1 protein-coding gene is annotated in these 25,054 nt (G+C 70.4%); it reads right to left on the bottom strand.

Translation table 11 applies throughout. The features are described from left to right. Positions 1-79: 79 nt before the first annotated feature. Positions 80-24,850, bottom strand: coding sequence for a non-ribosomal peptide synthetase (locus ACZ50Z_RS06135; RefSeq protein ID WP_464482734.1), 24,771 nt, complete (start codon positions 24,848-24,850; stop codon positions 80-82). Between the last annotated feature and the right edge of the window lie 204 nt (positions 24,851-25,054).

Raw genomic sequence — 25,054 nt, 5'->3', positions numbered from 1 at the left:
GTGTCATGGTAGCCAGCACGGTGGACGCCGACGACGAATTCGGCAGCAGGCGGCGAAATCCGCTATCGCACTGTGTGTTTCAGAGCAGGCCGAGCAGCTGTAGGTCGGTCACGTATTTAATGATCACCGCCGCGCTGATGTGCGGGATGTCGTTGTCGGGGCCGATTTTGGCCTCCTGCACCGCGGCCCGGAAGCGCTCGGTCGGTCCCAGGCAGCCGCGCGTCGGGTCCGCCGGCGGCACGTGTTGGGCGTTGCGCAGCTGCAGCAGCTGCAGCACCGACTGGTGACGCTGCCGCTCGGGCAGGGCGTGCAGCGCGGTCTCCATCCGGTGCAGCCACTCCCCGAAGTCCTCGACCCGCTCGATCGGATAGCCGGCCTCGATCACCCAGTCGACGTACTCGTCGAGCCCGACGCCGTCGTCGTGCGGGTTCATCACGTGATAGGTCTCGAAGCCGGTCTCGAATCCGGTCGGAGCGTCCCGTCCCACCTGGGCGCCCAGCGTGGTGATCGACTCGGCGACGAACTCGACCGGCAGGGCGTCGAAGTGCGCACGCTGCCGGTTGCCGTGGGCGTCGAGCTGGTAAAACGAGCGCGGCGCGACGCCGCTGGCCACGACGCTGAACAGCAACCGGGTGAACATGTCCGACAGGTTGAGCTGGCCCGCGTAGGTGGTGTCGGCCAGGATCATGTCGCAGCGGAACACCCCGACCGGCAGCGCGCACAGGTCGTGGGCCTCGCGCAGCAGCACCTCGCCGGCCCATTTGCTGTTGCCGTAGCCGTTGCCGTAGCTGCCGTCGATCGTGCGGATCGGGCCGGCGACGCGGACGTCGGCGTCCTCGGTGAACGCCGCCGGCTCGATCTGGTCGCCGACGTTGGCGGTCGAGACATACGTGTAGGGCTTGAGTTTGGTGGTGAGCGCCAGCCGGATCAGCTCGGCGGTGCCGGCGACGTTGGGGGCGAACAGTTCGCTGTAGGGCAGCACGCCGTTGACCACGGCCGCGCAGTCGACGATCAGGTCGACGGTGTCGGCCAGCCGCTGCCAGGTCGCCTCGTCCAGGCCCAGGTTGGCCTGGCCCTTGTCGCCGGCGATGACCTCGAGGTGATCGGTGGCGAGTTCGTCGAAATACCGCTGCAGGGCGGGGTCGCCGCCATCGAAGGTCCTCTCGAGCCGGCGCCGCGCGTCCTCGTCGGAGGTGGCCCGCACCAGGCAGATCAGCTTCCCGTCGGCCAGCTCCAGCCGTTCGAGCCATTGCAGCACCAGGTAACGGCCCAAAAAGCCGGTGGCCCCGGTCAGCAGGACGGTGCGCACCTCGGCGTTCGGGCCCGGCAGCGCGGGCGCGGCGGCCAGCGTCGGCGCGTCGATGAACTTGTCCAGCGTGAGGTCGCAGGCGTACACCTCGGTGGCGTCGCGGCCGTGCACGGAGGCGAAGTCGGCCGCAAGGCCTTCCGCCGCATCGGGATCGCGGTTGAGCTGCTGGCTCAGGCTGCGCACCGACGGCGCCTCGAAGACGGCGCGCACGGGCAGGTGGATATCGAGGGCGTTGTAGATCGCGGCGACCAGGCGCATGGCGGACAGGGAATCCCCGCCCAGGTCGAAGAACGACTCCTGCACCCCGACCCGCTCGAGTCCCAGCACCTGCGCGTAGAGCCACGCCAGGATCTCCTCGACCGCGGTGGCCGGGGCGAGGTAGTCGTCGCTGCCCTGGTAGTCGGGGGCGGGCAGGGCGCGGGCGTCGAGTTTGCCGCCGGGCGTCAGCGGCAGCGCGTCGAGCACGACCACCGCGGCCGGCACCATGTAGGCGGGCAGGCGCTCGGCCAGCAGGGTGCGCAGCTCGGGTGGGTTGGCCGTCCCGGTGATGTAGGCGACCAGCCGCTTGTCGCCCGGGCGGTCCTCGCGGGCGATCACCAACGCGTGTTCCACCCCGTCCAGGCCGGCCAGGGCGGATTGGATTTCGCCGAGTTCGATGCGGTACCCGCGGATCTTGACCTGCTCGTCGGCGCGCCCGACATAGCGCAACTGGCCGTCGGAGCCCCACCACGCCAGGTCGCCGGTGCGGTACATCCGCGCACCGTGCCCACCGAATGGGCACGCCACGAACCGCGAGGCGGTCAAACCGGGGCGACCGAGGTAGCCCGTCGACACGCCGCCGCCGGCGACATACAACTCGCCGACCACGCCCGCGGGCACCGGCTGCAGGCAGCCGTCGAGCACGAACAACGCGGCGCCGGACACGGGCGAACCGATCGGCGGGGCTTCGGGTCCCGGTGTGAGCGGCGCGCTGACGGCCGCCACGATCGTGATCTCCGTGGGGCCGTAGACGTTGACCATCACCCGGCCGGACGCCCATCGCTCCACCACTTCGACGGGGCACGCTTCGCCCGCGACCGCCAGGACCGACGACTCCAGGCCCTCCGGCGAGAGCATCGCCACCTCGGACGGTGTCTGGGTCAGCATGTCGACCCGTTCGGCAACGAGCAAGGCGTGCAGGTCTTTCGGGGAGCGCACGACCTCGTCCGGTACGACGAGCACCCGCCCGCCGTGTAGCAGGGCGCCGAAGATCTCCCACACCGAGAAGTCGAAGGCCAGGGAATGGCAGTGGCTCCACGCCCGTCCCGGGGCCGCGGGCAGACCGGCGGCGCCCAGGGAGGCGAACAGTTGGGTGGCGTTGTGGTGGGTGACCGCCACGCCCTTGGGGGTTCCGGTGGTGCCCGAGGTGTAGATCGTGTAGGCGACGTGGTGCGGCGCCGGCGTCGGCAACGCCGTAGCGGGCCGGTCCTGGATCGCGGGGTCATCGATGTCGATGATCAGCAGGCCGAAATCGTCGAGGCGCGAGCGGTATTCGGCGGTGGTGAGCACCGCCGCCGGTTCGGCGTCGCCGAGCATGAAGTCGATGCGGGCCGCCGGCAGGCCCGGGTCGATCGGCACGTACGCGGCCCCGGTCTTGAGCACCGCCAGGATGGCGACGACGGCTTGCGCTGAACGCTCGGCGAGCAGCGCCACGCACTGACCCGGCGCCACACCGCGCTCAAGCAGCATGTGCGCCAATCGGTTTGCTGACTCGTCGAGTTCGCGGTAGGTCCACGAGTCCGTGCGGTAGGTCATGGCCACCGCTTCGGGGGTGCGCGCGACGTGGCCGGCGAACACCTCCGGGATCGACACCGGCGGTCGCGACGGGCCATCGAGCACCGCGCGGTTGCCGATCGCGTCGAGGCGGGCGTGCTCGTCGGCGCCGAGCGCGTCGATCGACGACAGCCGCCGGGCGGGGTCGGCGGTCATGGCCATCAGGACGCGATGCAGCCGGGTGATCAGCGCTTCGATGGTGGCGGTGTCGAACACGTCGGTGCGGAACTCCACGGCGCCGCCGATGCCGGCGGGCTGGCCGTCGGCGCTCCAGCGTTCGGCCAGCGACCACGCGAGATCCATGCGGGCGGTGCGGGTGTCGACCGGCAGCGGGGTGACGGCCACGTCGCCGAGGCTCAGGTCGGCGGAGTCGGTGTTCTGCCAGGCCAGCATGACCTGCACGAGTGGATGATGCGCGAGGCTGCGGGTGGGGTTGAGCCGTTCGACAAGGACCTCGAACGGCACGTCCTGATGCTCGTAGGCGGCCAGGCTGCGCGCACGGACGTGGGCCAGCACCTCGGCGATGGTCGGGTCACCGGCCAGGTCGACGCGCAGCACCAGGGTGTTGACGAAGAAGCCCACCACGTCGTCGAGGGCCGGGTCGCGCCGCCCGGCGATCGGGAAGCCCACCGCGACATCGGAACTCGCGCTGACCTTGGCCAACAACACCGCCAGCGCGGCCTGCACCACCATGAAGCTCGTCGCGTTGTGCGCGCCTGCCACCGCGCGCACCCGCTGCTGCAACTCCGCGGGCCAATCCACGGCCACACTGGCGCCACGGAAATCGGCCACCAATGGATACGGCCGGTCCGTGGGCAATTCGAGCCGCTCGGGCATTCCGGCAAGGGTGTGTTCCCAATACCGCACCTGTCCGGCGATCAGGCTGTGCGGATCCTGCAGCTCGCCGAACTGGGCGCGCTGCCAGAGCGTGTAGTCGACGTACTGCACCGGCAGCGGCGCCCAGTCTGGGGCGCACCCGGCCGAGCGGCTGGCGTAGGCCTCGCCCAGGTCGCGCACCAGCGGGGTGAGCGACCACCCGTCGGCGGCAATGTGGTGTACCACGGCCACCAGCAGATGCTCGTTGTCGTCCACGCGGAAAAGCAGTGCCCGCAAAGGGATCTCGGTGGCAAGGTCGAACCGGTGGCCCACCACGGTCTCGACGGCGCTGTGCAGCCGGGTGGCCGACCACCCGCGCGCGTCGCTGATCTGCCAGCCGCAATCGGCGTCGTCCACCTCGACGACGAGCTGCCGCGGTATGCCCTCGCGCGCGGGGAACATCGTGCGGAGGCTTTCGTGGCGCGCCATCACGTCGGCCAGCGCCGCGCCGAACGCCTCCGCGTCCAGGCGCCCGTGCAGCTTCAGAGCGATCGCCATGTTGTGCACCGGTGAGGGCCCGTGCAACTGGCCGATGAACCACAACCGCGACTGGGCGAACGACAGGGGCACCATCTCCGGTCGCTCGCCGGCCACCAGCGGCGCGCGTCCTGCGCCATCGGTGCCCAGGCGCGCCGCCAACCGCCGAATGGTGGGGGCTTCGAACAGGGCCCGCACCCCGAGGTGGACGTCGAGGCCGGCGTTGATCTCCGCGACCAGCCGCATGGCCGACAGCGAATCCCCACCTAGGTCGAAGAAGGAGTCGTCGATCCCGACGCCCTCGACGCCCAGGACGTGGGTGTAGATACCGGCCAGGGCCTGCTCGACGGCCGTGGTCGGGGCGCGGTATTGATCGGAGCCTGCAGACCAGTGCGAGTAGTCGGGCGCGGGCAGCGCGCGAATGTCGAGCTTGCCGTTGGGCGTCAGCGGCCAGGCGTCGACGGCGACCACTGTCGCGGGGACCATGTAGGCCGGCAGCCGCTCGGTCAGCTGGGCACGGATCGCGACCGGATCGGCGGTGCCGGTGAGATAGCCGACGAGCCGCCGGTCCCCGGGCCGGTCCTCGCGGGCGACGACCGCGGCCTGCTCGACGCCGTCCAATTCGGCCAGCACGGACTGGATTTCGCCGAGTTCGATGCGGTAGCCGCGGATCTTGACCTGTTCGTCGGCGCGACCGAGATAGTGCAGCTGCCCGCCCGGGCTCCACCGCACCAGATCGCCGGTGCGATACATGCGCGCGCCGGCCGCGCCGAACGGGCAGGCCACGAACCGCGACGCCGTCAGGCCGGCCCGGCCGACGTACCCCGCGGCGACGCCGGAACCGGCGATGTACAGTTCGCCCGTCACGCCGGCGGGTACCGGCCGCAGCCACGAGTCCAGCACGAAAAATCCGAGGTGCGCCAACGGCATTCCGATGGGGCTGCCATGGGAGTCGAGATCGCCGTCGGCGATCTCCCGGTAAGAGGCGTGCACCGTCGTCTCGGTGATGCCGTACATGTTGATCACGCGCGGGCGTCCGGGATGGTTGTCGAGCCACTTCGCCAGCCGTTGCGGAACCAGCGCCTCGCCACCGAACACGAGGGTCTGGACGTTGAGCCGTGGGCCCGAGTGCGCGCCGTCCGCGCTCTGCAGCGCCGAGAATGCCGACGGGGTTTGGCTCAGCACGCTGACGTTCTCGGCAACCAGCAAGGCGTGCAGGTCTTCCGGCGAGCGCACCACCTCGTCGGGCACGATCAACAGCCGCCCGCCGCCCAGCAGCGCACCGAAGATCTCCCACACCGAGAAGTCGAAGGCCAGCGAATGGCACTGGCTCCACGCGCCGGTCGCCGACATCGGCCGGTCGCGCACGGCGGCGAGCAGTTGGGTGACGTTGTGGTGGGTGACCGCCACGCCCTTGGGGATGCCGGTCGTGCCGGAGGTGTAGATGACGTAGGCGATGTTGTCGTGGGCCGGGGCCGGCAACCCGGTCGCGGGCCGGGTGTGCACGGCGGGGTCGTCGACGTCGATGACCGCTCCGCAGAACCCGTCGAGCCGGTCGCGCAGGTCCGCGGTGGTGATGGCGGCGATCGGTGCGGCGTCGGTCAGCATGAACGCGACCCGGGCGTCCGGCATCGCCGGGTCGATCGGCAGGTAGGCGGCTCCGGTCTTCAGCACCGCCAGGATGGCGACGACGGCTTGCGCTGAACGCTCGGTGAGCAGCGCCACGCACTGTCCCGGCCTCGCACCGCAGTCAATCAACAAGTGCGCCAACCGGTTTGAATCCTCGGCGAGTTCGCGGTAGGTCAGCGAACGGTCCCCTGCGGTCAGCGCCACCGCCTCGGGGCTGCGCGCGGCTTGGGCGGCGAACAGCGCCGGGATACAGGCCCGGGCGTTAGGCGGTTGGGTCAGTACCGCGCGGTTGCCGATCGCGTCGAGGCGCGCGTGCTCCTCGGCGCCGAGCACGTCGATCGACGACAACCGCCGGGCCGGGTCGGCGGTCATGGCCATCAGCACGCGATGGAGCCGCTCGATCAGCGCTTCGATGGTGGCGGTGTCGAAGACGTCGGTGCGGAACTCCACGGCCCCGCCGATGCCGGCTGGCTGGCCGTCGGCACTCCAGCGTTCGGCCAGCGACCACGCCAGATCGGTGCGGGCGGTGCGGGTGTCGACCGGCAGCGCCGTGACGGCCACGTCGCCGAGGCTCAGGTCGGTGGGCTCGTCGTTCTGCCAGGCCAGCATGACCTGCACCAGCGGATGATGCGCGAGGCTGCGGGTGGGGTTGAGCCGTTCGACGAGAACCTCGAACGGCACGTCCTGATGCTCGTAGGCGGCCAGGCTACGTTGGCGCACCCGGGCCAGCAGTTCGGCCGTCGTGGGGTCACCGGCCAGGTCGACGCGCAGCACCAGGGTGTTGACGAAGAAGCCCACCACGTCGTCGAGGGCCGGGTCGCGCCGCCCGGCGATCGGGAAGCCCACCGCCACATCGGAACTCGCGCTGACCTTGCCCAACAGGACCGCCAGGGCGGCCTGCACCACCATGAAGCTCGTCGCGTTGTGTGCGCTCGCCACCGCGCGCACCCGCTGCTGCAACTCCGCCGGCCAGTCCACGGCGACGCTGGCGCCGCGGTAGTCGGCCACCAACGGGTAGGGGCGATCGGTGGGCAGTTCCAGCCGCTCGGGCAGCCCGGCCAGCGCCGTCTCCCAGTAGGCCAGCTGCGCGGCGATCGGGCTGTTCGGGTCTTCCAGATCACCGAATTGACCGCGTTGCCAAAGCGTGTAGTCGATGTATTGCACCGGCAGCGGCGACCAGTCCGGTGCGTCCCCGGCCGACCGACTGGCGTACGCGAGCGCCAGGTCGCGCACCAACGGGGTCAGCGACCACCCGTCGGCGGCGATGTGGTGCACCACGGCCACCAGCACGTGCTCCTCGTCGCCGAGGCGGAAAAGCCGTACCCGCAAGGGGATTTCGGTAGCAAGGTCGAAGGTGTGCCGGGCCGCGTCGCGGACGGCGCCTTCGAGCCGGGCCGGTGACCAGTCGGCGGCGTCAATGGTCTGCCATTTGAGCTCGGCCCGCTCGGCGGGCAGCACCACCTGCTGGGCTATCCCCTCGGTGGCGGCGAACACCGTCCGCAAACTCTCGTGGCGGGTCACCACATCGCCGAGCGCGGCGCCCAGCGCGCCGACGTCCAGGCGTCCGGTCAGGCGCAGCGCCGCCGCCATGTTGTAGACCGGTGACGGTCCGTGCAGTTGATCGATGAACCACAGCCGCGATTGCGCGAAGGACAACGGCACCACCGCCGGCCGCTCGCGCGCCACTACGCCGGCGAGGCGGCCGCCGTTGGCGCTGACACGCGCCGCCAGCTGGCCGATCGTGGGCGCTTCGAACAACATTCGCACACCGAGGTCCGCGTCGAGACCGGTGTTGATCGCGGCGATCACCCGCATCGCCGAGAGCGAATCCCCGCCGAGGTCGAAGAAGGAGTCGTCCACGCCGACCCGTTGGAGCCCGAGCACCTGGGTGTAGATGCCCGCCAGAATTTCCTCGGTGGGCGTGGACGGCGCCCGATACCGGCCGCCGGTGTATTCGGGCGCCGGCAGGGCGCCGATGTCGAGTTTGCCGTTGGGTGTCAGCGGCAATGCCTCGATCGACACCACCGCGGCGGGCACCATGTAGGCCGGCAGCCGGTCGGCCAGCAGGGTGCGGAGCTGGGCCGGGTCGGCGGTGCCGGTGATGTAGCCGACGAGCCGCTTGTCGCCGGGTTGGTCCTCGCGGGCGATCACCGCGGCCTTCCCGACGTTGGCCAATGCGGCCAGCGCCGTGTGGATTTCGCCGAGCTCGATGCGGTGGCCGCGGAGCTTGACCTGGTCATCGGCGCGGGTGACATAGTGCAGCAGGCCGTCGGGTCCCCAGCGCACCAGGTCGCCGGTGCGGTACATGCGTGCGCCGGCCGCGCCGAACGGGCAGGCCACGAACCGCGACGCCGTCAAACCGGGGCGGCGCGGATATCCGACCGCGACCCCGTGGCCCGCCACGTACAGCTCTCCGACCGCGCCGGCGGGCACCGGCCGCAGCCAGTCGTCCAGCACGAACAGCGCCGCCCCGGACACCGGCGACCCCAGCGGCGGCGCTCCGGCGCCCGCGGTCAGCGGGGCGCTCAGCGTCGCGTCGACGGTGGTTTCCGTCGGGCCGTAGGCGTTGATCATCACGCGGCCCGGGGCCCATTGGTCCGCGAGCGCGGCCGGGCAGGGCTCGCCGCCGACGATCAACGCCGAGTGCAGCTTTCGTGGTGAGAGTGCGGTCAGTGCCGACGGGGTGTGGCTCAGCACGCTGACCCGCTCGGCGGCCAGCAGGGCGTGCAGCTCGTCCGGTGCGCGGGTCACCGACTCGGGCACCACCACCAGCCGCCCGCCGCCCGCCAGCGCGCCCCAGATCTCCTGCACCGAGACGTCGAAGCCGTAGGAGTGGCATTGCGACCACACCCCCGCCTCGGGCAGCGGCGCGTGCAGGGATTGCAGCAGTTGGGTGACGTTGCGGTGGGTGACCGCAACGCCTTTGGGGACGCCGGTCGTTCCCGAGGTGTAGAGGATGTAGGCGATGTTCTCGGGCGCGGGTGTCGGCAATGGGCCGGCGCAGCCGGTGGGGGCTTGGCCGCCGTCGAGGATCGCCAGGCCGAATCCGTCCAGCCTGGACCGCAGGGCGGCGGTGGTGACCGCGGCGACCGGCGTGGCGTCGCCGAGCATGAACTCCACGCGCGCCGCGGGCAGTGCCGGATCGATCGGCAGGTAGGCCGCGCCCGTCTTGAGCACCGCGAGGATCGCCACGATCGCCTCGGCCGAGCGGGGGAACAGCAGCGCCACGCACTCGCCCGGCCTCGCGCCGCGCTCGATCAGTGTGTGCGCCAGCCGGTTCGATGCCTCGTCGAGTTCCCGGTACGTCATCGAACGGGCCCCGAAGGTGACCGCTCCGGCCTCGGGAACGCGGGCCGCCTGGGCGGCGAACAGCGCCGGGAGCGATACCGGGGCGTTCTGCGGCTCGGTCAGCACTGCCCGGTTGCCCCACAGCTCTAACCGGGCGTGCTCCGGCGCGTCGAGCACATCGAGTGATCGCAACCGCCGGGTGGGGTCGGCGGGCATGGCCGACAGGAGTCGGTGCAGCCGGTCGATCAGGGCGTCGACGGCGGCCGCGTCGAACACGTCGGTGTCGTATTCGATGCGCAGGTGCAGTTCGTCGCCCGGCACGGCCTGCAGCGACAGCGGGTAGTGGTTGTATTCGTGGCTGCTGAATTCGGTGGCGGTCAGGCCGTCGGTCGCCGAGAGCGCGGCGGCGTTGATCGGATAGTTCTCGTACACCAGCAGCGTGTCGAAAAGCTGGTCGTGTCCGGCGATGCGGTGGATTTCGTTGAGCGCCAGGTGCTGGTGCTCCACGGTGTCGTTGTGGGCGCGTTGGAGCCGGTCCAGGAATTCGGTGAAGGTCGTCGCCGCGGTGGCGTGGGCGCGCACCGGCACGGTGTTGATCAGCAGGCCCACCATGGATTCGGAGCCGGGCACCTCGGCCGGCCGCCCGGACACCGCGGTGCCGAAAACGACGTCGTGGCGGCCGGTCAGCGACATCAGCAGCTGCGCCCAGGCGGCCTGCAGGACGGTGTTGAGGGTGGTGCGGCAGGAGCGGGCGAGTTCGCCGAGCGCGCTGGTGGTTTCGGCGGAGAGCTGGAACGCGACGGCTTGCCGCGGCCCGAGTTCGGTGCGGCCCGGCGGGGCGACCAGGGTGGGGGTGTCGAACCCGTCGAGCGTCTCCCGCCACGCGGCGTGGGCGGCCGCGGCGTCCCGGCCCGCCAGCCAGGTGACGAAGCGGCGATAGGGTGCCACCGCCGGTAACCGCGACCCGTAGTAGCAGGAGAAGATCTCCTGCAACAGGATCGGCAGCGACCAGCCGTCCATCACGATGTGGTGGACGGTGAGCACGAATCGGAATTCGTTGTCCGAGAGGCGAATCAGCACGACCCGCAGGGGCAATTGGTCGTCGAGGTCTCGTACGGCGGTGCGTTCGGCGGTGGATATCCGCCGGAGTTGCTCGTCGAGGACGTCGATGTCACCGCCGCCGAGTTCGATGTCCCGGTAGGCGAGCTCGGGGGCGGCCGGGATGATCTGCACGGGATCGCCGAAGTCGGAACGGAATCGGGCCGCGAGGTTGGGGTGTCGGGCGACGACGGTCTGCACGGCGCGATGGAGCCGCCGCGGGTCGAGGGCGCCGCGCAGCGCGATGTTCAGCTGCACCGCGTACACGTCACCGTCGGGTTGCGTGGTCGAATGGAAGAGCAGTCCCTGTTGTAGCGGGGTGAGCGGCAAGATGTCGGCGACGTCGTACTGCCGCTCGAGTTGGTCGATCTGCCGCTGGTCCAGCCGAGCCGGGGCGATGTCCGACGGGGTCAGCCCGCCGCCACCACGGCGCACGTGCGCGCAGATTCCCCAGAGGGCCTCAAACCACAACTGGCTCAACCGGTTTACCTGTTCGTGGGTCAGCGCCGAGGATGCCCACGACCAGGTGGCGTGCAGGTGCGGGCCGTCCTCGGTGTCCATGGTGGCGGCGTTGAGTTCCACCGTGTGCGGCAGCGGCAGGGCCACCGCCGCGGTCGCCGCACTCAGCGCGTGACTGTTCGGGCTGAGTTGCCATAGCTCGTCGGACAATTCGGCGGGCGCTCCCCCGAGACGGCCCAGGTAGTTGAAACCGATCACCGGGTCCGGACCGCCCAGGCCCACTTCGGGATTCAGGTACCGCAACAGCCCGTAGGTCAGGCCGTCGGGCAGGGCGCGCAGCTGCTCCTTGGCATCCTTGATCGCCGCACCCAGTGCGGCCTCCCCCGCGACCACGCGAGCCCAGTCCAGCCCGTGGACGTCCAGGGCCACCGGGTACTTGGCGGTGAACCACCCGACGGTGCGCGACAGATGCACGTGCGGGCCCAGCTCCTCGCCGCGCCCGTGACCCTCGACGTCGATGCCGACCGGGGTGCCCGTCCCCAGCAATTCGGTGAACGCCATCGCGAAAGCGATCAGCAGGATGTCTTGCACCCCGGCGTGAAACGCGGCGGGCACCTCGCCCAGCAGCTGGCGGGTCGTCTCGGCGTCCAGCGTGGCCGACAACTGCCCGGCCGTCTCATACGTGTCCCACGGCTGGGCGGGCGGTAACGCCGGCGGCGTCTCGGCGATCCGTCGCCAGGCGGCCGCCAGCTCGGTCACCGCCGGATCCTTCGCATGCTCGGACAGCAGCGACGACCAGCGGGCGAACGAGGTGCCGGGGGCGGGCAGCTCGATGGGCTGGCCACGGTGATGCTGGGCCCAGGCGATGTTGAGGTCCTCGATCAGGGTCCGCCAGGACACACCGTCGACGGCCAGGTGATGGACGATCAGCGCCAATTGATTTGTCGCGCCTGCCCATACCGCGCACAGCATCACGCCGGCGCCTGGGTTCAGCCGGGCACGGGCCCGCATCAGCGCCGCCTCGGAGAGCACGTCGACGGTGCGCAGGCAGGCCCGGGCGTCCACCGCACCCGCCTCGGGAACGTGCAGGTTCCAGCCGCCGGCGCCGTCGTCGTCGACGCAGAGCCGCAGCATGGGATGGCGGTCGAGCAGCGCCTGCAGCACGACCGTCACGTCGGCGTGGCTCACCCCGGCGGGGGCCGCCAGCACCATGGTCTGGTTGAACTGCTCGATCGGGCCGTCCATGTCGTGCAGCCACCGCATGATCGGGGTGGTCGCCACCGGCCCGATGCCCTCGTCGACCACGTCGTCCTCGCCGGTGGCCAGCGTGACGACCCGCGCCAACCGGGCCACCGACTGCTCGACGAAAACATCGCGGGGCCGGCACATTACGCCGGCCGCCCGCGCGCGGGCGACCACCTGCATCGACAGGATGCTGTCCCCGCCCAGGTCGAAGAAGGAGTCGTCGACCCCGACCCGGTCGACACCGAGCACCTGGGCGTAGATGCCGGCGAGGATCTCCTCGATCGCGTCCGAGGGCGCTCGGTAGCGGCTCGCAGTGTATTCGGGTGCCGGCAGGGCGCGGGTGTCGAGCTTGCCGTTGGCGGTCAACGGCAACGCGTCCAGCACCACCACCGCAGTGGGCACCATGTAAGACGGCAGCTTTTCGGCGAGCCGCGCCCGGATTTCGGCGGGGTCGGCGGTCCCGGTCACATACCCGACCAGCCGCGCGGCGGGGTGGTCTCCACGGGCGATCACCGCGGCCTGCTCGACGCCGTCCAGTTCGGCGAGCGCGGAACGGATTTCGCCGAGTTCGATGCGGTGGCCGCGGATCTTGACCTGCTCGTCCGCGCGCCCGTGGTACACCAGCTGACCGTCGTGACCCCACCGCACCACGTCCCCGGTGCGATACATCCGTGTTCCGTTGCCGCCAAACGGGCACGCCACGAACCGCGTCGCCGTCAACGCCGCCCGGCCCAGATAACCCGCGGCGACACCGCGGCCGGCGATGTACAGCTCGCCGACCACGCCGGGCGGCACCGGACGCAGCCATTGGTCCAACACGAACAGCGCGGCCCCGGGCACCGGCGAACCGATCGGCACCACAGCGGAGCCCGCGCTCAGCGGCACGGTCATGGCCGCGTACATCGTGGTCTCGGTCGGGCCGTATTGATTGACCATCACCCGTCGCGGCGCCCACCGGTCCATGACCTCGGGCGGGCACGGCTCGCCACCGACGACCAGCGCCACCGACTCCAGTCCGTCCGGCGAGAGTGCCGCGACCGCCGACGGGGTCTGGCTCAGCACGGTGACCCGCTCGGCAATCAGCAAGGCGTGCAGGTCTTCCGGCGAACGGACGACGTCGTCGGGCACGACGACGAGGCGTCCCCCGCGCAGCAGGGCACCGAAGATTTCCCACACCGAGAAGTCGAAGGCCACCGAGTGGCAGTGGCTCCACACCTGACCCAGGCCCAGTTGCGGATCCAGCGAGCGCAACAGCTGGGTGACGTTGTGGTGGGTGACCGCCACACCTTTGGGCGCGCCGGTGGTCCCGGAGGTGTAGATGACGTACGCAACGTCGTCGGGCGACGGGTCCGGCAGCCCGGTGGCGGGCTGGGCGGTCGCGGCGGGGTCGTTGACGTCGATGACGAGATCGGGATCGCGCAAACGGTGGCGGAGTTCGGTCGTGCTGATCGTCGCGATCGGCGCGGCATCGGTGAGCATGAACTCGATGCGGGCGGCGGGTAGCGCCGGGTCGATCGGCACATACGCCGCCCCGGTCTTGAGGACCGCCAGGATCGCGACGATCGCCTCGCCCGACCGGGGGATCACCACCGCCACCCGCTCGCCCGGGCGCGCGCCGCGGCCAACCAGCAAGTGCGCCAGCCGGTTTGTGGCCTCGTACAGTTCGCGGTAGGTCCAGGACCGTTCGCCGCAGGTGATCGCGACCGCCTCGGGGGCCCGCGCCACCTGCGCGGCGAACAACGCCGGAATCGACGCTCGTGCGGTCGCGGGCCGGCTGAGCACGGCGCGGTTGCCGATCGTGTCGAGGTGGGCGCGCTCGGATTCGTCGAGGACGTCGATCGCGGACAGCGGCCGGGCGGGGTCGGCGGTCATGGCGGCCAACACCCGCCGCAGCCGCGTGACGAGGGTCTCGATGGTGGGCGCGTCGAAGACATCGGTGCGGAACTCGACAGTGCCGCCGATGCCGGCGGGCGCGCCGTCCTCGTCCCACCGTTCGGCCAGCGACCACACCAGATCCATGCGGGCGACCTGGGATTCCAGCGGCAGCGCCGTCACCCGCACATCGCCGAGGCTCATGTCGACGGGCTCGTTGTTCTGCCAGGCCAGCATGACCTGGACCAGCGGATGACGAGCTATGTCGCGGGCGGGGTTGAGCCGCTCCACCAGCACCTCGAACGGAACGTCCTGGTTTTCGTAGGCCGCCAGGCTGTCCCGGCGCACCCGGGCCAACAGTTCGGCGACGGTCGGGTCGCCGCTGAGGTCGACCCGCAAGACCAGGGTGTTGACGAAGAACCCGACCACGTCATCGAGGGCGGGGTCGCGCCGCCCGGCGATCGGGAACCCAACGGCCACATCGGAACTCGAGCTCAAGGCGGACAAGAGCACGGCCAGGGCTGCCTGGACGACCATGAAACTCGTTGCGTTGTGTGCCCGCGCGACCTGCGCGATCTGGTGCTGCAATGCGGCCGGCCACTGCACGTCGATGCTGGATCCACGGTGGTCGGCCACCAGCGGATAGGGCCGATCCGTGGGCAGCTCAACGTGTTCGGGTAGCCCGGCCAGGGCCCGATCCCAGTAGTCCAGTTGCGCCGCGATGGGGCTGTCGGGATCGCCGAGGTCGCCGAATTGGGCGCGTTGCCACAGCGTGTAATCGACGTACTGCACCGGCAGCGGCGCCCAATCGGGTGCCCGCCCCGAACAGCGGGCGGCGTAGGCTGCCCCCAAATCGCGCACCAGCGGGCCCACCGACCATCCGTCGGCGGCGATGTGGTGGACCACGGCCACCAACACGTGTTCGTCCTCGCCGGTGTGGAAAAGCCATGCCCGCAAGGGGATTTCGGTGGTCAGGTCGAAGGTGTAGCGCGCCGCATCCAAGGTGGCCTCCGCCAGCCAGGACTCGGGCCACCGCGTCGCGTCGACGACCTGCCAGTTGACGTCGGTCTGGTCGACGGGCATCACCACTTGTTGCGGGGCGCCCTCGGGTGCCACGAAGAGCGTCCGCAGGCTCTCGTGGCGGGCCACCACGTCGTCCAGGGCGGCCCCCATCGCGTCGGTATCCAGGCGCCCGCGCAACCGCAGGGCGACCGCCATGTTGTACACCGGCGACGGGCCCTGCAGCTGGTCGATGAACCAGAGGCGGGACTGGGCGAACGACAAGGGCACCACCACCGGACGTTCGCCGGCCACCAGCCGTCCGGCGCGACCGACCCCGGCCTCGACCCGGGGCGCCAGCTGCGCGACCGTGGGCGCCTCGAACACTGATCGGACCGTCAGCCCGGCGTCCAGGGCGGCGTTGATCGCGGTGATCAGTCGCATCGCGGACAGCGAGTCGCCGCCGAGGTCGAAGAAGGAGTCGTCGGCCCCGACCCGGTCGACACCGAGCACCTGGGCGTAGATGCCCGTCAGGGTCTCCTCGAGGGCGTTGTCCGGTGCCCGGTACCGGCCGCCGTCCCGGTGATCCGGCGCGGGCAGCGCGCGGGTGTCGAGCTTGCCGTTGACCGTCAACGGCAGCGCCTCGAGCACCACCACCGCCGAGGGCACCATGTAGGTGGGGAGCCGCTGACTCAACCGGGCCCGAATGTCGGCGGGGTCAGCGGCTCCGGTCACATAGCCGACGAGGCGCTTGTCGCCGGCACGATCTTCGCGGGCAATCACCGCGGCTTGCTCAATACCCTCCAATTCGGCCAGCGCGGAGCGGATTTCGCCCAACTCGATGCGATAGCCCCGAACCTTGACCTGCTCGTCGGAGCGGCCCACATAATGCAACTGCCCGTCATGTCCCCACCGGACGATGTCGCCGGTGCGATACATGCGCGACCCGTGCTCACCGAACGGGCACGCCACAAAGCGCGACGCCGTCAGGCCCGCCCGCCCCAGGTAACCGGCGCCCACCCCGGCGCCGGCCACGTACAGCTCCCCCACCACTCCGGCGGGCACCGGGCGCAGGCACCCGTCCAGCACGAAGAGCGCGGCCCCGGCCACCGGCGACCCGATTGCCGGTGACCCGGACCCCGCTATCCCTACCTGACCCGGCTCTAATGGCGCGCTGTGCGACACCCACATGGTGGTCTCCGTCGGGCCGTACACGTTGACCATCACCCGACCGGGCGCCCAGCGATCCACCAGCTCAGCCGGACACGGTTCGGCGCCCACCACCAACGTGACCGTCTCCAAGCCCTGCGGTGACAGCATCCCCAGCGCCGACGGCGTCTGCGTCAACACCGTGACGCACTCGCCAATCAGCGTGGCGCGCAACTCCTCCGGCGAACGTGCCGCGGAATCGGGCACCACCACCAGGCGCCCCCCGTGTAGCAGCGCTCCCCAGATTTCCCACACCGAGAAGTCGAACGCCAGCGAATGGCACTGGCTCCATACCTGATCCGGGCCCAGTTCCACTCCGGCGTCCAGTGAACCGAACAGCTGCGTGACGTTCGCGTGACTGACCGCCACCCCTTTGGGCGTACCCGTGGTGCCCGAGGTGTAGATGACGTGCGCGACATCGTCGGCCGCCGGCCCCACCCCTTCCACCGGCGCCGCCGGATGGGCCGCCAGGGCGGGGTCGTCGGTCTCGATGACCGTTCCGTCGAATTCGCCTAGCCGCGAACGCAACCCGGCGCTGGTCAGCACGGCCCGCATACCGGCGTCGGCGACCATGAAGTCGATCCGCGCCGTCGGCAGCGCCGGGTCCATCGGCACGTAGGCCGCCCCGGTCTTCAGCACCCCGAGGATCGCGATCACCGCCTCGGCTGAGCGCTCCAGCAACACGCCCACGTTCTGGCCGCGGCGCACCCCCCGCCCAATCAGCAGATGCGCCAGTCGGTTCGCCTCGGACTCCACGTGTTCATACGTCCACGAGCGCCCCCCGCAGCTGATCGCCACCGCGTGCGGCGCACGGTCCACCCACACCCCGAACAGCGCCGGGACCGACGCCCCCGCTCCGGTCCGGCCCAGCGCGCAGCGATTGCCCCACACGTCGAGCAGGTTGCGCTCGTCCACGTCGAGCACGTCGATCGACGAGAGTTTCCGGCCCGGGTCGGCGGTCATGGCGACCAACACCCGCCGCAACCGTTCGGTCAGCGTGTGGAGGGTCTCCGCGTCGAACAGGTCGGTGCGGAACTCGACGGTGCCGCCGATCCCCGCGGGCCGGCCGTCGCAACTCCAGCGTTCGAACAACGAAAACGTCAAATCCGTGCGCGCGGTGCGGGTCTGCACCGGGACCGCGGTGATCTGCAGCTCACCCAGGCTCAGCTCGGCGGGATCGTTGCCCTGCCAGGCCAACATCACCTGCGTCAGCGGATGATGCGTCAGGGAGCGGGTGGGGTTGAGCCGCTCCACCAGAACCTCGAACGGCACGTCCTGGTTTTCGTAGGCCTCCAGGCTGCGCCGACGCACCCGGGCCAGCACGTCGGCCACGGTGGGATCGCCGGTCAGATCGACCCGCAGCACCAGCGTGTTGACGAAGAAGCCCACCAGCTCGTCCAGCGCGGGGTCGCGACGCCCGGCGATCGGAAAGCCCACCGCCACATCGCAAGTCGCGGTGATCTTGCCCAGCAGCACCGCCAGGGCCGCCTGCACCACCATGAAGCTGGTGGCGTTGTGCGCCCGCGCCACCGCACGGATGTGGTGCTGCACCTCGGCCGGCCAGTCGATGTCCACGCTCGCCCCACGGTAATCGGCCACCGCCGGGTACGGCCGATCCGTCGGCAGCTCGAGGCGTTCGGGAAGCCCCGCCAGGGTCCGCTCCCAATAGGCGAGCTGCTCGACGATCGGGCTCTGCGGGTCGTCGAGGTCACCGAATTGGGCTCGCTGCCACAGCGTGTAGTCCACGTACTGCACCGGCAGCGGCGCCCATTCCGGGGGCCGTCCGGCGCACCGGCCGGCATAGGCAACCGCCAGATCGTGCACCAGAGGATTCAGCGACCAACCATCCGCAGCAATATGATGGACCACCGCCACCAGCACATGCTCGTCTTCGGAGACTCGGAAAAGCTGGGTCTGCAGGGGTATTTCGGCTGACAGATCAAATGCATAACCGGCTGCGCCATCGATTGCCTCCTTTATCTGTGCCGGCGACCAGCCGGCGGCATCTATCACGTCCCACCCGATTTCGACTCCCCCGGCGGGTATCACCACTTGCTGTGGCGTCCCGTCGCACACGGCGAACACCGTGCGCAAACTCTCGTGGCGGCCAACCACGTCGATGAGCGCGTCCCGCAGCGCCTCTGCGTCCAGCGGCCCGCGCAGCCGCAGCGCTGCCGCCATGTTGTACATCGGCGAAGGCCCCTGCAGCTGATCGATGAACCACAGGCGGGACTGCGCGAACGACAGCGGCACCATCGCCGGCCGGTCGGCCGCCACCACCCGCGAAAGCCGTTGTGCGCCAACATCGAGGCGTGGGGCCAGTTGGGCCACCGTGGGCGCTTCGAACAACGCCCGCACCGAAACCCCGGCGTTCAGGCCGGCATTCACGGCTGCGATCAGACGCATCGCCGACAGCGAGTCCCCGCCGAGGTCGAAGAAGGAGTCGTCCACGCCGACGCGCTCCACGCCCAGCACCTGGGCGTAGATGCCGGTCAGGATCTCCTCGATGGCGCCCGCCGGCGCCCGATACCGGTCGACGTCGGAGTATTCCGGCGCCGGCAGGGCGTGAGTGTCGAGCTTGCCGTTGACCGTCAACGGCAACGAATCCAGCGCCACCACCGCCGACGGCACCATGTAGGTGGGGAGCCGCCGACCCAACCGGGCCCGAATCTCGGAAGGGTCGGCGGCTCCGGTCACATAGCCGACGAGACGTTTCTCGCCGGCACGATCCTCGCGGGCGACCACTGCCGCCTGCTCGACGCCCTCGACGTCGGCCAGCGCGGCGCGGATCTCCCCCAATTCGATGCGGTAGCCGCGGATCTTGACCTGCTCGTCCGCGCGCCCGAGGTATTCCAATTGCCCATCTCGGGTCCACCGCACCATGTCCCCGGTGCGATACATCCGTGCGCCGTACCCGCCGTATGGGCAGGCCACGAACCGTGCTGCCGACAGCTCCGGGCGGCCCACGTAGCCGACGGCCAACCCGCCACCGGCGACGTACAACTCGCCCACCACACCGACCGGAACCGGGCGCAGGCAACCGTCGAGCACGAAGAAACCGAGGTTGCCCAGCGGCGCCCCGATCGGGCTGACGTTGCGCCCGACGTCGCCGCCGAGAATCTCTCGGAACGAGGCGTGCACGGTCGTCTCGGTGATGCCGTACATGTTGACCATGCGCGGCGGACCCGGATGACGATGCAACCACGTCGCCAATCGCCGCGGCTCCAGCGCCTCCCCACCGAACACCACCGTCTGCAACTTCAGCTGCTCACCCAGCTCCGGCGCCAACGCGTCGGCGCTCTGCAACGCATAAAACGCCGACGGGGTCTGGCTCAACACGTTGACGTTCTCGGCAACCAGCAAGGCGTGCAAGTCTTCCGGTGATCGGACGACGTCGTCGGGTACGACGACCAGGCGCCCGCCGTGCAGCAGCGCACCGAAGATCTCCCACACCGAGAAGTCGAACGCCAGGGAGTGACACTGGGTCCAGACCTGCCCGACGTCGAGTTGGGCGTCGATGGACTCCAGCAGGTCGGTGACATTGCGGTGGGTGACCGCCACGCCCTTGGGGACGCCGGTCGAACCCGAGGTGTAGATCAGGTAGGCGACGCTGTCGGCCGCGGGCACCGGCAGGCCGGTGGCGGGTTGGGCGCGCACGGCGGGGTCGTCGATGTCGACGATCTGCCCGGCGAACTCGCCAAGCAGCGGCCGCACCTCGGCGGTGGTCACCGCCGCGATCGGCGCGGCATCACCGAGCACGAACTGCAGCCGTGCCGCCGGCACGCTCGGGTCGATCGGCACGTAGGCCGCGCCCGTCTTGAGCACCGCCAGGATCGCCACGATCGCCTCGGCCGACCGCGGCAGCGCGACGGCCACCCGCTGCCCCGGGCCCGCGCCCCGCTCAACGAGCAAGTGCGCCAACCGGTTTGTGGCCTCGTACACGGCCCGGTAGGTGAACGAGCACCCGCCGCAGGTGATCGCCACCGCGCCCGGGGCGCGGGCGACCTGCGCGGCGAACAACGCCGGGATCGACACCAGGGCCATCGACGGCACGGTCAACACCGCTCGGTTGCCGATGTCGTCGAGCCGTTCGTGCTCGGCGGCGTCGAGCAGATCGATCGACGACAGCCGGCGGCCGGGGTCGGCGGTCATGGCCGCGAGCACCCGACGCAGCCGCTCGATCAGCGTCTCGATGCTCTCGGCGTCGAACACGTCGGTGCGGAACTCCACCATGCCGCCGATGCCGGCGGGCCGGCCTTCGTCGTCCCACCGTTCGGCCAGCGACCACACCAGATCCATGCGGGCCACCTGGGTGTCGACCGGCAGCGGGGTGACCCGCACGTCGCCCAGTTCCAGCCCGGCGGCGGGTCCGTCGTGCTGCCAGGGCAGGTTCTGCCAGGCCAACACCACCTGGACCAGCGGATGGTGGGCCAGGTTGCGGGTCGGATGGAGCCGGTCCACCAGGACTTCGAAGGGCACGTCCTGGTGTTCGTAGGCCGCCAGGCTGCGCTGGCGGACCCGGGCCACCAGCTCGGCGACGGTGGGGTCGCCGCTCAGGTCGACGCGGAGCACCAGGGTGTTGACGAAAAAGCCGACGACGTCGTCAAGCGCGGGATCACCGCGTCCGGCGATCGGGAACCCCACCGCCACATCGGAACTCGCGCTCATCTTGGCCAGCAGCACCGCCAGAGCGGCCTGGACGACCATGAAGGTGGTCGCGTTGTGGGCCCGGGCCACCTGCGCGACCTGCTGCTGCAGTTCGGCCGGCCACCCGACGTCGATGCGCGCGCCGCGGTGGTCGGCGACCAGCGGGTAGGGGCGATCGGTCGGCAATTCGAGGCGTTCGGGCATTCCGGCCAGCGCGCCCTGCCAATACCGCAGCTGCGCGGCGATGGGGCTGCCGGGATCGTCGAGGTCGCCGAATTGGGCGCGTTGCCACAGCGTGTAATCGACGTAGTGCACCGGCAGCGGGGCCCAATCGGGGGCCTGGCCGCTGGACCTGCGCACGTAGGCAGCGCCGAGGTCGCGCACCAGCGGGGTCAGCGACCAACCGTCCGCGGCGATGTGGTGGGCCACCGCCACCAATACGTGGTCGTCCTCGGCGATTCGGAAAAGCTTTGCGCGCAAGGGTATTTCGTGGGAAAGATCGAAGCGGTGGCACGCCTCCGCCTCGATGGCCTGGCTCAGCCGGCTGACCGGCCAGCCGGCGGCGTCAAGGACCTGCCAGCCGACCCGCGCGGTGTCGGCCGGGACCACCACCTGTCGGGGCGTCCCCTCGGGTGCGACGAACACCGTGCGCAGGCTTTCGTGGCGGGCCACCACATCGCCCAGGGCGGTGCCCATGGCGCCGGTGTCCAGGTGCCCGCGCAGCCGCAGGGCGACGGCCATGTTGTGCACCGGCGAGGGGCCGTGCAGCTGGTCGAGAAACCAGAGCCGGGATTGCGCGAACGACAACGGCACCACGGCCGGCCGCTCGGCGGCCACCACCCGGGCGAGCTTGCTCCCCCCGCCGCAAACGTGCGGTGCGAGCTCGGCGACGGTGGGCGACTCGAACAGCGCCCGCACCCCGAGGTGGGCGTCGAGTCCGGTGTTGACCGCCGAGACCAGCCGCATCGCCGACAGCGAGTCGCCGCCGAGGTGGAAGAAGGAGTCGTCGACGCCGACGCGGTCGACGCCGAGCACCTGGGCGAAGATGCCGGCCAGGATCTCCTCGATGGCGTTTTCCGGCGCGCGATATCCGTTGCCGCCCTGGTAGTCCGGGGCGGGCAGGGCGCGGGTGTCGAGCTTGCCGTTGACCGTCAACGGCAGCGCGTCGAGCACCACCACCGCCGCCGGGACCATGTAGGTGGGGAGCCGCCGACCCAACCGGGCCCGAATATCGGTCGGGTCAGCGGCTCCTGTCACATAGCCGACGAGACGCTTCTCGTCGGCACGATCTTCACGGACGAGCACCGCCGCGCGTTCAACGCCCTCCACATCGAGCAGCGCGGCGCGGATCTCCCCCAGTTCGATCCGATACCCACGCACCTTAACCTGTTCGTCGGCGCGGCCGAGGTAGCGCAGTTGGCCCTCGTCGGTTCCGGAGTGGCCCCATCGGACGAGGTCGCCGGTGCGGTACATGCGGGTGCCGGGTTGCCCGAAGGGGCAGGCCATGAACCGCGACGCCGTGAGTCCCGGGCGCCGCCAATAGCCGACGCCCACGCCCTCGCCGGCCAGGTAGAGCTCGCCGACCACACCGGCGGGCACCGGGCGCAGCCACTCATCGAGCACGAAGAACGCCGCCCTGCTCACCGGCGAACCGATGGGCGGGAACCCCGACCCCGCCGTCAAAGGTGCGCTCTTGCACGCCCACATCGTCGTCTCGGTCGGGCCGTAGACGTTGACCATCACCCGCCCCGGCGCCCAGCGATCCACCAGCTCGGGCGGGCAGGGCTCGGCACCGATCACCAACGCCGTCCCGTTTAGCCCCTCGGTGGCAAGCAGCCCCACCGCCGACGGGGTTTGGGTCAACACGGTGACGCCCTCGTCGACGAGCAGCGCGTGGAACTCCTCGGGCGAGCGGGCCACCGAATCGGGCACCACCACCAGGCGCCCACCGTGCAGCAGCGCCCCCCAGATCTCCCACACCGAGAAATCAAACGCATACGAATGGAACTGCGTCCACACCTGCTCGGGCGACAACGCGACACCGATGCGCAGGTCATCGAACAGCTGCGCGACGTTATGCTGAGTCACCGCAACACCTTTGGGCACACCGGTGGTGCCCGAGGTGTAGATCAGGTGAGCCAAATCGGTCGGGGCCGGCGCCGGGGGCGGCGTGCAGGGCTGGATGGCCACCGCGGGATCGGCGACGTCAATGACCGTCAGGTCGAACCCGCCCAGCCTGTCGGCCAGCTCCGCGGTGGTGACCGCGGCCACCGGCGCGGCGTCGGTGAGCATGAACTGCACCCGCGCCCCCGGCAGCGCGGGATCGATCGGCAAATACGCCGCCCCCGACTTCAGCACCCCCAGAATCGCCACGATCGCCTCAGCCGAGCGCGAAAACAGCAGCGCCACAAACACACCCGCACCCACACCGTGATCGGCCAACACATGGGCCAACCGGTTGGCGGCCTCGTCGAGCTCGCGATACGTCATCGACCCATCCCGGAAGGTCAACGCCACCGCATCCGGAGTGCGCGCCACCTGCGCCGCGAACAACTCGACCACCGACATCGGCGACGCCGGCCGGCCCAGGGCCGGGCCGTTGCCCCATTCGTCGAGCCTGGCGCACTCGTCGGCGTCGACGGCGCCCAGGGACAGCAGCCGCCGCGTCGGATCGGCCGTCATCGCCACCAAGAGCTGTTGGAGTCGTTCCGCCAAGTCGGTGGCGCCGAGGTGGGCCCACGGTTCCCACATGCCCGCGGTGCTGAGGAACAGGTCGTCGCCGTCGCCGGAAAAGATGAGGCCGAAGCCGTCCGGGTGACCGGAGTTCGTGTACGACGCCGACGCCGTCACGCCCCCGAAGGGCAGCGTGAACGCCGACGGGATGAAGTTGACGCTGACCCGTTCGGGCGGTTGCGCCAGGCCGCGCGCCTTGCGCTCCAGCGCGTGCACCGGAAAGCGCTGGTGCCGGATCGCCTCGTCGATTCGCGCCTCGACGTGTTGACAGAAGGCGGTGACCGTGGACTGCGGCGAGACGCTCAACACCAGCGGCACCACGCCGGCCACCATCCCCGGCAGCGTCTTCTGCTCCGGGCGCACGCGCCGGCTGACCGGGAAGTCGAGCACCACGTCCGAACCGTCGGCGGACCACCCGCGCACCAGCAGCGCGCAGGCGGCGGTGATGACCGACGTCTGGGACACCCCCCACACCTCGGAGAACCGGTTGACCCTGCGCAGCACCCCGGGGTCCAGGGCTGTCGGGGCGGACGGCCACGGGTCGCGCTCGGCGCCGCGCTCGGGCGGGCGGTGGTGGGCCTGGGGCTCCGGCGGCAGGTTCGCCGTCCAGTACGCCTCGTCGTCGCGGTAGTCACCGGAGCGTTCGTACTCCGATTCGCAGTCGATCAGCTCCTGCAACGAGCCGAAGACGGCGGTGGGAATGGGTCCGGCGGACACGATCGCGGAGTAGATCGAGGCGATGCGATGACCGACCAGCCCGACGCCGGTCCCGTCGATGACGATGTGGTGGCAGCAGGCGAACAAGAAGAACTCGTCGCGCCGCGTCCGAAACAGGACGAACCGGAACAGCGGCCCGGTGAGCGGCATGGGCGTCCGCTGGATCGCCAACGCCCGCCGGCGCGCTTCCTGCACGGGATCGTGCGCGTCGCTCAAGTCGTCGAAGGCCAGCTCGACGTCCGGGTAGTCGATTGCCCGCTGGAAAACCTGGCCGTCCACCTCGAAGAAGGCGACTCTGGCCGGCTCGGCTTCGCGCACGGCTTGCCGGATCGCCCACTGCAGGGCATCGCGCTGGACCATGCCGTCGATCCGCACGAACAGCCCGAGCTGCCACTCGGTATCGGAGTGACCGGTTTCGCGCGCCAGCCAGATGTCTAGCTGGCCGCGTGTCAGCGGAAGTGCTTGATGATCAAGCTGCATCCAACTCCCCAACCACAGGGTCTTCCTTTCAACCCCCCGGTTGACTGAAGCCGCTCGCCCAGGAGCCCGGTCCGCTTCTGCTCGATGTAGCCCCGGCACACGGCGCGGCCCCCTTCACGGCGCCCCACCCGGCGATCGGGCGGAGCGTTCGGCAAAGACCGACCGCAACCGTCGTTGCGCTTCGTCGGTGACCGGGAAGACCAG

It is taken from the genome of Mycobacterium sp. NTMscope_MAC_269, from assembly GCF_976985695.1.
This window is presented reverse-complemented; position numbering and strand designations above follow the sequence as displayed.